Source organism: Vibrio sp. CAU 1672 (assembly GCF_029223195.1).
GTDB lineage: Bacteria > Pseudomonadota > Gammaproteobacteria > Enterobacterales > Vibrionaceae > Vibrio.
The window spans coordinates 61,020-75,265 of record NZ_JARHUF010000005.1; the positions used below are offsets into that span (position 1 = coordinate 61,020).

Annotated in this window: 11 protein-coding genes; 7 read left to right on the plus strand and 4 right to left on the minus strand. The window is 47.0% G+C overall.

Features of this window, described 5'->3' with window-relative positions; translation table 11 throughout:
- Positions 1-195: 195 nt before the first annotated feature.
- Positions 196-2,922: a DUF2339 domain-containing protein gene (locus P2G85_RS06750; RefSeq protein WP_275863342.1), complete on the plus strand. Its 2,727-nt coding sequence runs from the start codon at positions 196-198 to the stop codon at positions 2,920-2,922.
- A gap of 143 nt (positions 2,923-3,065) precedes the next feature.
- On the opposite strand, the gene P2G85_RS06755 is transcribed toward P2G85_RS06750, so the two are convergent.
- Complete coding sequence (locus tag P2G85_RS06755) at positions 3,066-3,479, minus strand: VOC family protein (RefSeq protein WP_275863343.1); 414 nt, start codon at positions 3,477-3,479, stop codon at positions 3,066-3,068.
- A 466-nt stretch (positions 3,480-3,945) separates the two neighbouring features.
- Here P2G85_RS06755 and P2G85_RS06760 point away from each other — a divergent pair, with 466 nt between their 5' ends.
- Both P2G85_RS06760 and P2G85_RS06765 read left to right on the plus strand, forming a co-directional pair.
- Positions 3,946-4,893, plus strand: coding sequence for a DnaJ C-terminal domain-containing protein (locus P2G85_RS06760; protein ID WP_275863344.1), 948 nt, complete (start codon positions 3,946-3,948; stop codon positions 4,891-4,893).
- Between the two features lie 2 nt (positions 4,894-4,895).
- Positions 4,896-5,213, plus strand: coding sequence for a chaperone modulator CbpM (locus P2G85_RS06765; protein WP_275863345.1), 318 nt, complete (start codon positions 4,896-4,898; stop codon positions 5,211-5,213).
- 244 nt (positions 5,214-5,457) lie between these two features.
- Here the strand turns inward: P2G85_RS06765 and P2G85_RS06770 are convergent, their stop codons facing one another.
- Entirely contained in the window at positions 5,458-6,651 is a 1,194-nt protein-coding gene (locus tag P2G85_RS06770) for an acetate/propionate family kinase (protein WP_275863346.1), read from the minus strand.
- Positions 6,652-6,985: 334 nt separating this feature from the next.
- Complete coding sequence (locus P2G85_RS06775; protein ID WP_275863347.1) at positions 6,986-8,902, minus strand: DEAD/DEAH box helicase; 1,917 nt, start codon at positions 8,900-8,902, stop codon at positions 6,986-6,988.
- Between the two features lie 510 nt (positions 8,903-9,412).
- Between P2G85_RS06775 and yqfB the strand changes: the two genes are divergently transcribed.
- The 3 genes from yqfB (at position 9,413) to P2G85_RS06790 (ending at position 12,883) form a co-directional block, all read left to right on the plus strand.
- Positions 9,413-9,733, plus strand: a complete 321-nt coding sequence (yqfB, locus tag P2G85_RS06780; RefSeq protein ID WP_275863348.1) for a N(4)-acetylcytidine aminohydrolase — start codon at positions 9,413-9,415, stop codon at positions 9,731-9,733.
- Positions 9,734-10,008: 275 nt separating this feature from the next.
- Positions 10,009-12,012, plus strand: a complete 2,004-nt coding sequence (gene rnb / locus P2G85_RS06785) for an exoribonuclease II (protein ID WP_275863349.1) — start codon at positions 10,009-10,011, stop codon at positions 12,010-12,012.
- A 70-nt stretch (positions 12,013-12,082) separates the two neighbouring features.
- Positions 12,083-12,883: an AraC family transcriptional regulator gene (locus P2G85_RS06790; RefSeq protein ID WP_275863485.1), complete on the plus strand. Its 801-nt coding sequence runs from the start codon at positions 12,083-12,085 to the stop codon at positions 12,881-12,883.
- Positions 12,884-12,889: 6 nt separating this feature from the next.
- Here the strand turns inward: P2G85_RS06790 and P2G85_RS06795 are convergent, their stop codons facing one another.
- A complete protein-coding gene (locus P2G85_RS06795; protein ID WP_275863350.1) occupies positions 12,890-13,243 on the minus strand; it encodes a DUF3024 domain-containing protein in 354 nt (117 codons plus the stop codon).
- A 158-nt stretch (positions 13,244-13,401) separates the two neighbouring features.
- Here P2G85_RS06795 and P2G85_RS06800 point away from each other — a divergent pair, with 158 nt between their 5' ends.
- Positions 13,402-14,229 (plus strand): phosphate ABC transporter substrate-binding protein, encoded by an 828-nt coding sequence (locus tag P2G85_RS06800; protein WP_275863351.1) that lies wholly within the window; start codon positions 13,402-13,404, stop codon positions 14,227-14,229.
- Positions 14,230-14,246: the final 17 nt, after the last annotated feature.

Genomic DNA, 14,246 nt, shown 5'->3' on the forward strand with positions numbered 1-14,246 from the left:
CATCACAGCACTACACCAAACGGACATAAACCGTTTGGTGTGGATGAAGCACTAAACCCCTTAGCTCCTCAATAAGTCACCTCCGGTCATTTTGAACTTCTACGAGGCATATCAAACCGAGAGATCTAGCTCCACCACCAGCAACTCGCTTAGGCTATAGTTTTTATACAGTCTGTTTTCATTCAGTTGGTTGCAATGAGTTTTACACTGATACTTTTAGCTCTGGGGGCTGGCTTTTGTTTTCTGCTATTTGGTGCAGGGCTGAGCATTAGTGCACACCGTAAAGTCAGCGAACTACTTAAGCGCGTCGAACAACTTGAACGGCAGTTAGCCCGTTACCGCGAATCAACCCAACCAACCACTCAGCCTCAATCCAGCAACTCTGGCATGGCGGATCCAAGCATCTCAACTCACGGGAGGTTCCCTGAACAAGGAGCACCAGCACACCACGAGGCAGGTGCAAGCCGCCAGCCTCAGCCAAAGCATGACCTGCAGCACACTTCACCATTATCACGAGGTCATATTCCGTTTAAAGCACGATTGGCGGACAACACCGGGAAAACAATAGCTTTCAACACTCTTTCGTGGTGGCGAGCTTTGAAACGTTTTCTCGCCTCTTTTCCGACCGGCGACCAGTCAACTAATGCCCTGTTCTGGCTGGGCGGCGTGGTGCTTACACTGGGTGGCCTGTTTCTGGCCAAATACACCTTAGAAGCAGACTTACTCTCACCAGTCGCTCGCGTACTACTGGGCTTTACAGTAGGCATTGGCTTAATTGGATTGGCTGAGTACCTTACCCATAAAAAGGCTCGCTTTCACATCCACAGTGACTACCTCTGTGCTGCGCTGGTTTCGGCAGGCGTGATCACCTGTTATGCCATGACCCTGGTTGCTTCTCATTATTATCAGCTTATCTCCGCCGGCCTGGCGTTCACCGCATTGGCGGTAATCGCATTAACGACGACAGCGATGGCGTTGCGCTATGGTCCGCTTGTCGCGGTGATTGGTATTCTGGGCGCCTACTCTGTACCAGTGCCATTTTGGCATCTCGACTACAGTACCTTAACGCTTGCTGCTTATGTCGCGTTAGTCAGTATGTCTGCCACCGTTGTCGCCAACCACGTGCAGCGTCGCTGGCTGTGGTGGCTCAGCTTTGTGGCGCACTTTAGTTGGTTTCTGGCAATCGTGCTACTCAGCTCACGCGGAGATGCATGGATTGTGGTCATGCTTGCGCTGTTTTCACTGTACCTCTATGTGCTGAGCGATATTTTGGGATGGCAATTGCGCTACACGCATCTACGACCACTCCCGCTCAAAGTGCTGCTGATGCCGCGTAAAGAGCAAGCCGGGCTACTTGCGTCATTGTTACCTATCTGGCTGTTCTATTTCGTTTACGGCTATCAGCCAAGCCTTATTTTAGCAACAGCCATCATACTGGCATGTTTATGCACCGCACCGCTGCGCCATTCTGCATTCGATAGCTGGCCACTACTGGGCTGGCTGTTGTCTATTGCAACCCTGTTGATGCTGTTACCTGAGGTGGATTACCAGGACCTCGATTTTATTTTTACCGGAGCCCACCTCTACAGCCAGGTTATTGCCTTCACGCTATTTTGTTACGCCCTCTATATGCAGCGCTGTTATCCGAAACGGCTGGCCTTCTCTCTCTTGCTGGTGGTTGGCCCCAGCTCACTTTTTGCTCTTTGCTATATATTCTCTCCCCCTCAGGCTAATTTGCTGATGTACTCACTTTGGGCCGTCGAGTTAGCGCTAATCGCCGTAGTCGCAGAATGGTTTACCGCCCGCCATCACAGGGGATGGGTAAAGCTGTCCGGCGTATTACTTGCCAATGCGAATATCAGCCTGATCCTCACGATGCTGCTTGAATCCAGCACCTTAACCCTCGCCCTAAGCGCCCAGCTGATAGGCCTGGGATACTGGTGCCGGCGCTTTAACTTATCACCGCCAGCATGGCTGGTTAAAATCCTGCTGGCGGCAGTCCTGATCCGGCTCACCCTCTTTCCGTGGCTTGACAGCTACAGTGACGAGCTGATACTTGGTGTTCACTGGACGCTCGTCGTCTACCCGCTGATTATCGCTTTGCTGTTTTTCGCCCGGCGATACTATCAAGATCGTTTAGTGCGCCAAATCATTGCGGGCGCGATGATGCATGTTGCTGCACTATTGCTTACCACGGAAAGCAGCTACCAACTTGTCGGTCGTTATCCATACTTTGCCAATCCCGACTTTAATGAAGCAGTATTACTTGCCCAGAACTGGTTATTAATGGCGGCGGTTTATTGCTATCGCAGTCGTTACTCCATGTCACTGCGTCAGGTCTATCTCGGTTTCGCTCTGCTGCTAACCCTTGGCGCGGGTTATTACCATGCCGTGCTGCTTCTGTCGGGCAACCCCTGGTTTATACCGCAAGCGATTGGTGAGTTACCGCTGTGGAACTGGTTATTGCCATTGTGGTTGCTTCCTGCGCTGATCGTACTGGCAACAAGTCATTTATCACTGTTTCACAGTAAAGCGCGGCTCATCATGTATGGTATTTCGGCACTCTGGTTGGTGCAGTTTGTCAATGGCACCATTCGCCATCAGTTCCACCACGATATGATCTGGCTGGGGCTGCCGACCGAACAGCTAGAGATGTACGTCTACTCCCTGGTTTGGCTTTTGATCTCTATCGTGATTCTTGTCATCGCGCACCGTTTCAACACGCCGTTAATAAGGCAAATTGGCTTTGCCATACTCGCGGCTGTGGTGTGTAAAGCGTTCTTAGTCGACATGTCGCAACTCACCGGGCTTTACCGGGCGCTTTCATTCCTTGGTTTGGGACTCAGTCTGCTTGGTATAGGGTGGCTATTTCAGCGCATGAAAGACTCTCACTCATTGGGTGGCTGGCAACCAGACACATAATCGCGTGACAGGTCAGTTGCTTGCGTTGCCATCAGTAGTGTTGGTCCCTATCCGGACAACAAACAGTGAACCATCGAAGCCCACGTATAACAGTATTGGCACTCTATATCGGGCAAAGCGGTGACTTTAAATCTCAGCCAGTCTTAACTATTGCGCTGCTTCGGGTCATCACTACGGTATTCAACAAATTCGACCTCAAAGCCTGCCGGATCGACAAAATAGATGTTTTTTCGATATGGTTCCTTAGCGCCGGGTTTAGCTATCTGGTAGCCCGCTTGAATGAGCCTGTCTATCATTGCCTCGATGTTATTGGTCACAAAAGCAAAATGGGCCAGACCGACCTGATGTCCGGACAAATCCCGGTTTTCTCCCTCACCATAATCGCTCATTGCGATGTACTGGTAATTGTCACCAAAATGAAGCCAGTGTCGCGGTTTTCCATACCACTCACCCTTCCCCTCATCACGTACATGCCAATGAGGAAATGCGGCTTGGTAAAATTTCAGCGTTTCAGAAATGTCTTTTACCACCAGATTGACGTGTTCAAGTTGGATCATGCTTCTCGCCTTAAAGTCTTCTTGTAAGCAACGTCATTAATGCTAATACCTCAAGTAAGGTTGAGGTAAAGGGTTTATTTGTATTTAGTTGGAAAAACTTTGAGAGCACTGAACAACTAGCCTGCTGGAATTTCTCCAAGGCAAAAGCTTCGCCGGGCTTTAAACAGAACGCAGATAAACGCCAGTATCCTAGGTAAACGGTGTGTACACCACTGCAATTTCTTGCTTTAGAGCCCTAAAATAATCAAACGAGTAACGTCTTCTTTTGCAACGCAACTAAAACGTTACTAACTTGACTATAATGGTATTAACATTGTCGCGATTATGGGCATTAACCTGATGTGTAAACCTTTTTTATCGCCCGAACGCTACAAATACACGACGACCTCGGCTCCAATGCAATGCCACTTAACGGTAACTCATTTGGGGTTAATTATTCTCGCATAGAACTCTGACGTTGGGTGTTATGGAATATCGTGACTATTACGCAATCCTTAATGTTCCCCGTGATGCTACTCTCGCGGATATTAAGCGTGCCTATAAGAAATGTGCACGCAAGTACCACCCGGACGTATCTAAAGATCCCAGTGCCAAGCAAAAGTTTATTGAGGCCAAAGAGGCCTACGAAGTACTGAGAGATCCCAAAAAACGAGCGGCCTATGACCAACTGGGCGAGGATTGGCAAGCAGGACAGGAATTTACTGCCCCACCTGGTTGGGAGCGCAATTTTCAATTTTCAGGTGATAACTTTACTCAGGAGGATGCGGCAGCATTTTCTGATTTTTTCTCGTCACTGTTCAGCACCCCCTTCGGGCAGACACCGTTTCGCTCTCGTTATGCTTTTGGTAACCGGTCTTTTACAACTAAAGGTGAAGATCTACACGCAAAACTCCAGATAGACATTGACGATAGCTTTCATGGCGCAATACGCACCGTGACCTTGCCCGGGTCTTCAACAGACGGAGGACATGTTCAGACCTTAAACTTACACATTCCCAAGGGGATCAGAGAAGGACAACACATTCGCATCGGAGGAAAAGGATTACCGGGCCACTCCGGTGATGCTGCAGGGGATCTCTATCTTGAGGTCAGTTTTCGACCGCATCCATTCTATCGTGTAGAAAATAGAAATCTGTGCCTGACACTGCCCATAACACCATGGGAAGCGGCATTAGGAGCAAAAGTAAAGTTACCGACCCCTTTAGGGCCCATCGAGCTCACTATTCCTGCCAACTCAGCTTCAGGGAAAACATTGCGTCTTCGTGGACGTGGCCTGCCAGGTTCCCCTGCCGGCGATATTTTGATCAAACTGAATATTGTGTTGCCCAAGGTTGAAACCGAACATGAAAAAGCATTGTTCCGCCAAATGCAAGACATGATGCCCTTTAATCCCCGTAGCCAGTTAGGTGTTTAGCCATGACTAAGAGAGTAACTTCAAATCAGCTGATAATTACTGTTATCGCCGAACATGAACCAACACTGACCCTGGCAGAGCTTTGTCGAGCTTGTGACAGGCCCGCGGAATGGGTAATCGCTTTGGTTGAAGAAGGCATTCTTGATCCTGTAGGCGACAGACCAATACACTGGCGATTTGCCACCTCCAACCTACGCCTAGCACTTCGAGCCCGGAGAATGCAACAAGATTTAGGTATAAATCTACCTGGTATAGCGGTTGCCCTTGATCTAATTGACGAAGTGGAACGCTTGCAGCGTAAAGTGAACAGCCAGCATTAAATCTACAGTAATCATTTGGTTCAATTCACAATTTCAGTTAGAAATCTGCGCAAACGAGCTTCATCAGAAGGAGTGAACTGTCCGTTCGCAAGTATGAACGGGCAAATAACCCCCGATTTGGCCTGCCCCTTTAGCATCCGCTCACTGTCATCCAAAACACTGTTGTTACGTAATGCACCAGCAAGAGTTCTAAATAAAAAAACGAGCACGAGGCTCGTTTTTTCAGTCATGGATTCATGGTTACTTACAGTAACTCAACAGATTGCTGCGCAATTACCCATTCTTCGTTGGTTGGAATAACCAGCGCTTTAGCACCAAGCAGTTCAGAAGATGCAATAACACCGGCATTACCAAAGCGCGCGTCTTCGTTACCTTTCACATCTTCAACAAAACCCAGTAGTTTCAGGTTGTTCAGAATTTCGCGACGGATTGGCAGTGAGTTCTCACCGATACCGCCGGTAAAGATGATGCCGTCCAGTGAATCAAGCGCAGCAAGGTAAGATGCGATATATTTTGCAACACGGTAAGTGAAAATATCAAACGCCAGTTTAGCGCGAGAATTCCCATTTTCCATCGCTTCCAAAATGCCACGAGCGTCACTCGTAATACCAGAAACACCCAAAAAGCCCGAGTCTTTGTTCATCATTTTGAACAACTCTTCTTTTTCCCAGCCTTTACGGAAAAGAAATTCGATCACACTAGGATCAAGGTCCCCACAACGTGTTCCCATCATCAGCCCTGCTAGTGGGGTCAGGCCCATGCTGGTATCGACACACTCGCCGTTTTTCACCGCGCTCACAGACGCACCGTTGCCCAGGTGAACTGTAATAAAGCTACTCGCTTCAACTGGTTTGTTGAGCATTTCTGCCGCTTGGCGACTTACGTAATAATGGCTGGTACCATGCGCACCATAACGACGAACTTTGTGTTCTTCGTACAACTCGTAAGGAAGAGCATACATAAATGCTTTAGCAGGCATAGTCTGGTGGAAAGCAGTATCGAATACTGCGAACTGAGGTAAATCAGGAAACGCTGCCATTGCAGCACGCATACCTTCTGCATTCGCTTTGTTATGTAAAGGTGCCAGTTCAGCTAAACGTTCTACTTCTTGAATGACGTTTTCATCGACTCTTACCGTACCCTTGAAGGTTTCGCCACCCGCAACGATACGATGACCAACGGCTATGAACTGTGAGCTAAGACCCAAGGTATCTAATAGTTTTACCACGCGTTCGACGGCATACTGGTGATGGTTTCCGCCCGCAGGAATCTTTTCAACCGTTTTTTCCCCTTGGTACTTCCAGCTTATTTCAGCTTCAGGAAGGCCAAAACACTCACCAATGCCCGACACCAGAGCATCGCCAGTTTGTGAATCAATGACTGCAAATTTCAGTGAAGAGCTACCTGAGTTGATCACTAGTACAAACGAATTAGACATGAAATAGTTATCCTGTTGTGGAGCAGAGTGGGTAAAGGCGCAGATGCGCTAATACTTCTTGTTTGTAGAACCCATTATTCAATAATTTTTGAATCTTTCAACATTCTTTTAGTAAAAGACGTTTACTTGCGTAAATTTTATTGATCTAGAACAATTTTTAATTTTTTTTGATTGCTAAAAAATATAATTTTTAATGCAACTAATTGAACCAATAATCAAATACTGTTACCGACAATCAAAAAGTACAGCAATATTTACTTATTTTCAGGCATGAAAAAGCCGGGCATGATGCCCGGCTTTCAAATTATTTTGAACGCTTACTGCTGCGCGATGATTACGCTTCCTGGCTGTTGCGACCACGGCCGTGACCACGCTCACCACGGTAGTTACCACGATGATCACCACCACGGTTACGGTCAAAGCGGCGCTCACCACCTTCACGGTTACCACGGAAGCCACCCTCACGACGACCACCTTCGCGACGGCCACCTTCACGGCCACCTTCACGGTTGCCATCACGGTTACCACGGTAGCCACCGCCATCGCGACGACCACCGTCACGACGACCACCACGAGACTCGCGGAAATCATTAAAGTCACAAACAACCGCACCAACATCTTGTTGACGGATACGCAGTTTCTTCAGCTTATTCGCAGCATCAGAAGTCATAGCTTTTGGCAGCTGAACAAACGTGTGACCTTGAGCCAGTTTGATTGCACCGATAGAACCTTTGCCCAGGCCGAGTTCGTTTGCAAGCGCACCAACGATATCTTTAACCTGAACGCCTTGCTCACGACCAACTTGCAATTGGTATGTATCCCAATCTTGGTTGTTAAAGCTGCGACCACCGTCACGACCACCGTCACGACCACCTTCACGACGTTCTTTACGACGTTTCTTATCACGCTCGATAGCTTCAATCATTGGATCTTCACCAACGTAGAACAGCGGACGTTTACCCTGCTGGCGTTTCAGTAGCATCGCAGCCAGTGTGGTTGCATCGATTTCAAGTGAAGCTTGTAACTTCTCAACCAGTTCAGAGAATTTATCCAGCGCTTTATGCTCTTTCTCTGCTTCCAGCTCAAGACCCAGCTTGTTGAGACGTGCTTCTGCAACTTTATCACGCAGCGGAAGCTGGATTTCTTCCATTGATGACTTAGTTACGCGCTCGATAGTGCGAAGCATACGGATTTGGTTAGTGCGAACCAGAAGGATCGCTTTACCTTTACGGCCAGCACGACCTGTACGGCCGATACGGTGGATGTAAGACTCAACATCGAATGGGATGTCGTAGTTAAATACGTGAGTAATACGAGGTACATCAAGACCACGAGCAACAACGTCAGTTGCAACCAGGATATCGATAACACCTTGTTTGATGTGATCAACAGTACGCTCACGCAGAGACTGAGGAATGTCACCGTGCAGTGCAGCCGCTTTGAAGCCGCGCGCCGATAACCAGTCAGCCAGACGCTCAGTGTCTTGACGAGTACGAACGAACACGATTGACGCATCCGTTTCTTCAGTTTCAAGAAGACGAGACATCGCTTCATCTTTCTCTACACCTTTCACTACCCAGAACTGCTGTTGAACTTTGTCTACAGTGTGGTTTTTACCCGCAACGTCAACAGTTACAGGATCACGTAGGAAGCGCTCAACAATGTTTTTCAGCATTGGAGGCATAGTGGCAGAGAATAGAACGCGTTGAGCTGATTCAGGAGCGTGCTCCATGATTGCAGTTACGTCGTCCACGAAACCCATGTTTAGCATTTCGTCTGCTTCATCAAGTACGAAAGTATTAACTTCGTCTAGATGTAGACGTTCACGGTTGATAAGGTCTTGAACACGGCCAGGAGTACCAACAACAACGTGTGCACCGTTTTTAAGAGCACGCATTTGATCTACGATAGATGCACCACCGTAGATTTCTAGAACTTTAAGGCCCTTGATGTTTTTACCAAGGTTTTTCATTTCAGCCGCAACCTGGATCGCTAGCTCACGAGTCGGAGCAAGAACGATTGCTTGTGGTTTACGTTGATCAAGATCTAGCTTGTTTAGAAGCGGCAGAGAAAAAGCTGCCGTTTTACCTGTACCCGTCTGTGCTTTACCCAGAGCGTCTGCACCTTCCAATAGGTGCGGAATTGCCGCAGCCTGAATTGGAGTTGGAGACACAAAACCCATTCCGTCTAGAGCAGAAAGGATAGAATCATTCAGTGATAAATCACTGAATTGAATAACAGAATCTTGCATTGGGATCCTACTTAATTAAACAAAAAAAACGGTCCCATATGCTCTTCCAATTCGATACTGAATCCATCCAATTACTAAATCCGTTCAGACAGGAATTAGTACAGTACACAACCGCGACAAGCCATTAGGGACGACTAAGGGAGGCGGATTATTCCTTAAAAGCATATAAAAAGCCAGAAAAAATTGAATTACATCACAATTTATTATCCTAAATGGTGTTATCCGTCTATTTTTCCACCTCAGATCAAGTTTAGCAGCTTTACGCAGGATGAAATCGATCAAAAAACCAACGAATCACACTCATCACGCCTCGACGCGGCGCTGGGTCCGGCCTCATCCAGGGTTTGAATCAGTCTGCCCCCTCAAAAGCAGATACAGACCGCCACTTTTATCCCACTACAATAATGAAAACGTCCCGTGACCGACGTCTGTTGCAGTTCTCTTGATTATTTGCGTTATCGTCAATGAATGCTATTGTCCGGCCTATATAAAAATAATAGGGGCCTTACTATGTCTTTCAATCCAAATAAAATCACCTTTTTTGACTTCCTTACTCCACTGGTAGCATCCGGAGCCAAAACGATCACGATCCGGGATAACACCGAAAAAGATTACCCCATCGGCCAGCAGGTTGAAGTTTTCACCCTGGAGACAGATGAAAAAGTCTGTGACATCGAAGTGCTCTCGGTAGTGCCCATCACTCATGATCAGATCAACGAGTTTCACGCCCAGCAGGAAGCCCTGGAACTGCCAAGATTGAAGTCACTGATCAAAGAGGTGTATCCAAACACTGATGAGCTGTATGTCATCACCTTTAAACGGATCGACTGAGGGCGGCTTTTTGTAACCGCACAACAAGGTTTTTATCGCCACGCAGTTAATAATCTACAATACCGCCTGTGCGACCACCCCAAGCTCGCTATTGATGCCGTAATGAGCGCTATACAATCATGCCCGAGCCAAGTAACATGTGTCGCAGTAACACTTTTCGACAGTTTGTTGCAACAAGTTGAAGCTCTCTATCACACGACATTAGATCATGTGGTGGTTAAGAGCACTTAGCCAGGCACAACAAACTTCAATACATTCAGATAGATATATAAAAGATGTTTCAAGATAATCCGCTACTCGCTCAGCTCAAGCAACAAATCCAAGAAAACCTGCCCAAAAAAGAAGGTACGATCAAAGCGACCGACAAAGGTTTTGGTTTCCTGGAAGTAGACAGCAAAACCAGCTTTTTCATTCCACCGGCATACATGAAAAAATGTATTCATGGTGACAAAGTCGTTGCCATTATCCGTACCGAGAAGGAACGTGAAGTTGCCGAGCCACAAGAGCTACTTGAACAATCTCTTACGCGCTTTATTGGTCGCATAAAAATGTTTAAAGGCAAGCTCAATGTTGCCCCGGATCATCCGCAGCTGAAAAGACTATCTTTGAAAGCTAAAGTTAAAAAAGGATTAAACCCGAACGAGTTTGCCGAAGGCGACTGGGTTGTCGCTCATCTCATTCGTCACCCGCTTAGTGGGGATAACTCGTTCTTCGTTGAGATTTCAGAAAAAATCACTGACGGTGATGATAAAATCGCACCATGGTGGGTCACACTGGCTGGTAACGACCTGCCTAACTCAGAACCAATAGGCCTCGACAACTGGGAACTGAAAGATGACGCAGATCTGGAGCGAGTCGACATGACTCATGTTCCTTTTGTCACCATCGACGGCGAATCAACCAAAGATATGGATGACGCGTTGTACGCGAAGAAAACCGAATCGGGTGATTTTGAGCTGACCATCGCCATCGCAGATCCGACCGCTTATATTATGCCAGAGGATGAAATGGACAAAGTAGCCCGTGAGCGCGGTTACACTATCTATCTTCCTGGACGCAATATTCCGATGTTACCACGTGATCTGGCCGATGACCTGTGTTCACTGATTGAAGGTCAGATTCGTCCGGCGCTTTGCTGCACGGTAACAATTAATAAAGACGGTGTGATCGGCGATAACATCGAGTTCTTTGCCGCCAATATGAAGTCTCACGCGCGTTTAGCGTATAACCATGTTTCTGACTGGCTGGAAACTGGTGCTTCAGAATCGTGGCAACCATCTGAAGATATTGCGGCTGTCGTGCGCGATCTGTACGATTTTTCTCTTGCTCGTGCCCAATGGCGAGAAACACACGCTGTGGTTTTCCCTGACCGACCAGATTACCGATTCGAGCTCAGCGAAGATAATGATGTCATCGCCATTCATGCCGATATGCGCCGCAGTGCCAACCGCTTAGTGGAAGAGGCGATGATCACCGCCAATATCTGTGCCGGCCGTGCGTTACGTAACAAGTTTGCAACCGGTGTATTTAACACCCACTCCGGCTTTAAAAGTGAAAAAGTCGCGGATGTCGTTGAACTGGTTAACTCTGAAGGTTCACCGGAGTTTAATGCGGAATCCATCACCACATTAGAAGGGTTTGCCGCTCTCCGTCGTTGGTTAGGTCAACAACCTACCAGCTACCTGGACAACCGAATTCGCAAATTCCAGGCCTACAGTGAAGTGGGCAACCAGCCACTGCCTCATTTTGCAATGGGTTTAGATGTTTACGCGACCTGGACCTCCCCTATCCGTAAATATGGTGACATGATCAACCACCGAATGCTCAAAGCACTGATTATGGATAAAGCTCCTCAACAGGTACCTGATGATGCTGTTGGTGAAGAACTGGCATTACATCGTAAACACCACAAAATCGCGGAACGCAATGTGGCCGATTGGCTCTATGCACGCACCCTTGCTGAAGAGCAGACTAAGCAAACGTGTTTCACTGGTGAGATTTTTGACATAAATCGCGCAGGTGTACGTGTCCGACTTCTCGAAAATGGCGCAGCGGCCTTTATTCCTGGTAAGCTAATTCTTGATAATAAAGAAAGAATTGAGTGTAACGGTGATAGTGGTACCATTTCTATTGATAAAGAGGTGGTATTTAAACTGGGCGATACATTAGAAGTCGTACTGGCGGAAGTGAATCAGGAAAACCGTAGTTTAGTTGCCAAACCAACGCAGATCTTTGCCGAACAGCCAACTGCCTGTGCAGAACAAGCTGTCAGCGAGTAATGCAAATTGGAAGAAAAGGCGCTCTTTTGAGCGCCTTTTTTGTCTATAAAAAAAGATAATAACAATGCCTATGCCAAACATAGAAATCATCCGCTTTAGTCATTTCAAACCACGCAAGAGTGAGCGCTACACACCCACTCACAACGGACTTTACATTGTAGAAGAGGGCGAACTAATCCTTAATCAACCCAGCGGAGAACAATGCCGCTTACAGTCAGGCGAGTTCACCCTGTATAACTCTATCGACTTGCAAAGTGCCGAAGCCAACCCCGGAGCCAATGGGTTTAAAGCAATGGCGATCGTTTTTGATATATCACTGTTCAGTGAGTTTAAAGCCTCCCACCCGGAGATCACCTCAGAACCAGCCAATCGACGTTTTTATCCTTTTTCACCACAAGAAAACGTCTGCATCACCCAATTAAAAGACACATTGGTCGAACTGGTATCTCATGCTGTTCCCGAGTATGTTCAAAAACAAGTTGCTCTGGCCTTACTTTCATTGATGGCTTCCGTGAAGCCCAACATCTTATCCATTATCGATGATGCCAGCAGCCTGAGTGCGCCGCAAAAAGCAATCCGCTATATCGAACACAATATCGAAAAAGACATCACCTTAGATACCCTGGCCACACATATGGATATGTCCATCGCCACTTTAAAGCGACGCCTGGCTGCAGAGGGACTCTCCTTTTCTCAGATACTAAAAGTAAAACGCATTAACCATGCCGCTACCCAGTTGCGGGTTTCACAAAAATCAATCACCCAGATTGCATTTGAGTCTGGATTTAAAAGTGCAGCGCACTTTAGTACCGCTTTTAAGTCGATCTACCATGTGACTCCCAAGGAATTTCGCAATCAGATAGCGGTTTAAAAAAACTTAAAACCAAAAACAGTCAAGAGGATCTTGTTCTAACTCGGCAATGAGATCCTCCAGATTGCCACTTTGAGCTAACGGCCGGTAAGACCGCCATTGCACTTCCCCATTTCGCTCGCGAGGAACATAAAACAGCCACAACTGCCGCTGCGCATCAAAAAGAATTTTAGCTATGGGTAATGTGTATTCACTATGTTGAGAATCCAACAAGTAATGAGCGTGATAGAGCTCCACACCATTCTCAACCGGCTGATACAGACACTTGCCTAATTCCACAGGCAGGTTAGCGTTACGCTGAGAGCACAGCCGCTGAACGGATTTATATAAGCGACTGGTCGCCAACTGAGATACCGACATGTATACACTCCTGATGTCTACTCATTAGTATAGCTATAACGAATCAACACACGAGCAGTGTAAACCAATACTTTTACCAGTTAATGATGCACCTTCACAAAAGTGTAACCGGAACGAAATATCATGATGGCTGATTTATACCGTATGTGGAGTTCAATATGTTACGTTTTACTGTGGCAGCCCTATTTGCCATAGCACTATCTGCCCCAGGCGCACTGGCAAAAGAAGTCAATATCTCAGGTTCCACCTCTGTGGCTCGCGTCATGGATATCCTTGCGGAAGAATACAACAAAGCCCATCCCGAAGATTACATTGCAGTGCAAGGAATCGGCTCCAGCGCCGGCATCACTATGGTCAATAAAGGTGTGGTTGAACTCGGGATGAGCTCACGCTATCTGACAGAACGTGAAAAAGGGGAAGATTTAAACGTTTTTGCTATCGCTTATGATGGTCTGGCTGTGGTTGTCAATCGCAGTAACAAGATCGAAAACCTGACACACCAACAGCTGTACGACATCTATAAAGGTAAGATCACTAACTGGAAGCAAGTAGGCGGCGAAGAAAAACCGATCGCAGTCGTCACACGTGAAGCCTCGTCAGGCTCACGGTACAGTTTTGAAAGTCTGCTCGGTCTGACCAAAATTGTTAACAACCGCTTGGTATCAGATATTGATCCGCATAACTTGGTCGTTAACAGCAACAGCATGGTCAAAACCATTGTAAACCATAACCCACACGCAATTGGTTTTATCTCGGTTGGTTCGGTTGATCATTCAGTCAAAGCGATTATGTATGAAGGTACTGAACCGTCGGCAAAAAACATCAGCAATCATAAATACCAGTTAGCTCGTCCATTCCTGATCTTCTATAAAGTGGGAGCGCTTGACGAATCAGGTAAACGTTTTGTTGCCTTTCTGAAATCAGAGCAAGGACAAAACGTGATTATCAACTATGGCTACACTCCGGTAAAAAACTATAACCAGTAACAAAAAAGAGAGAGCCT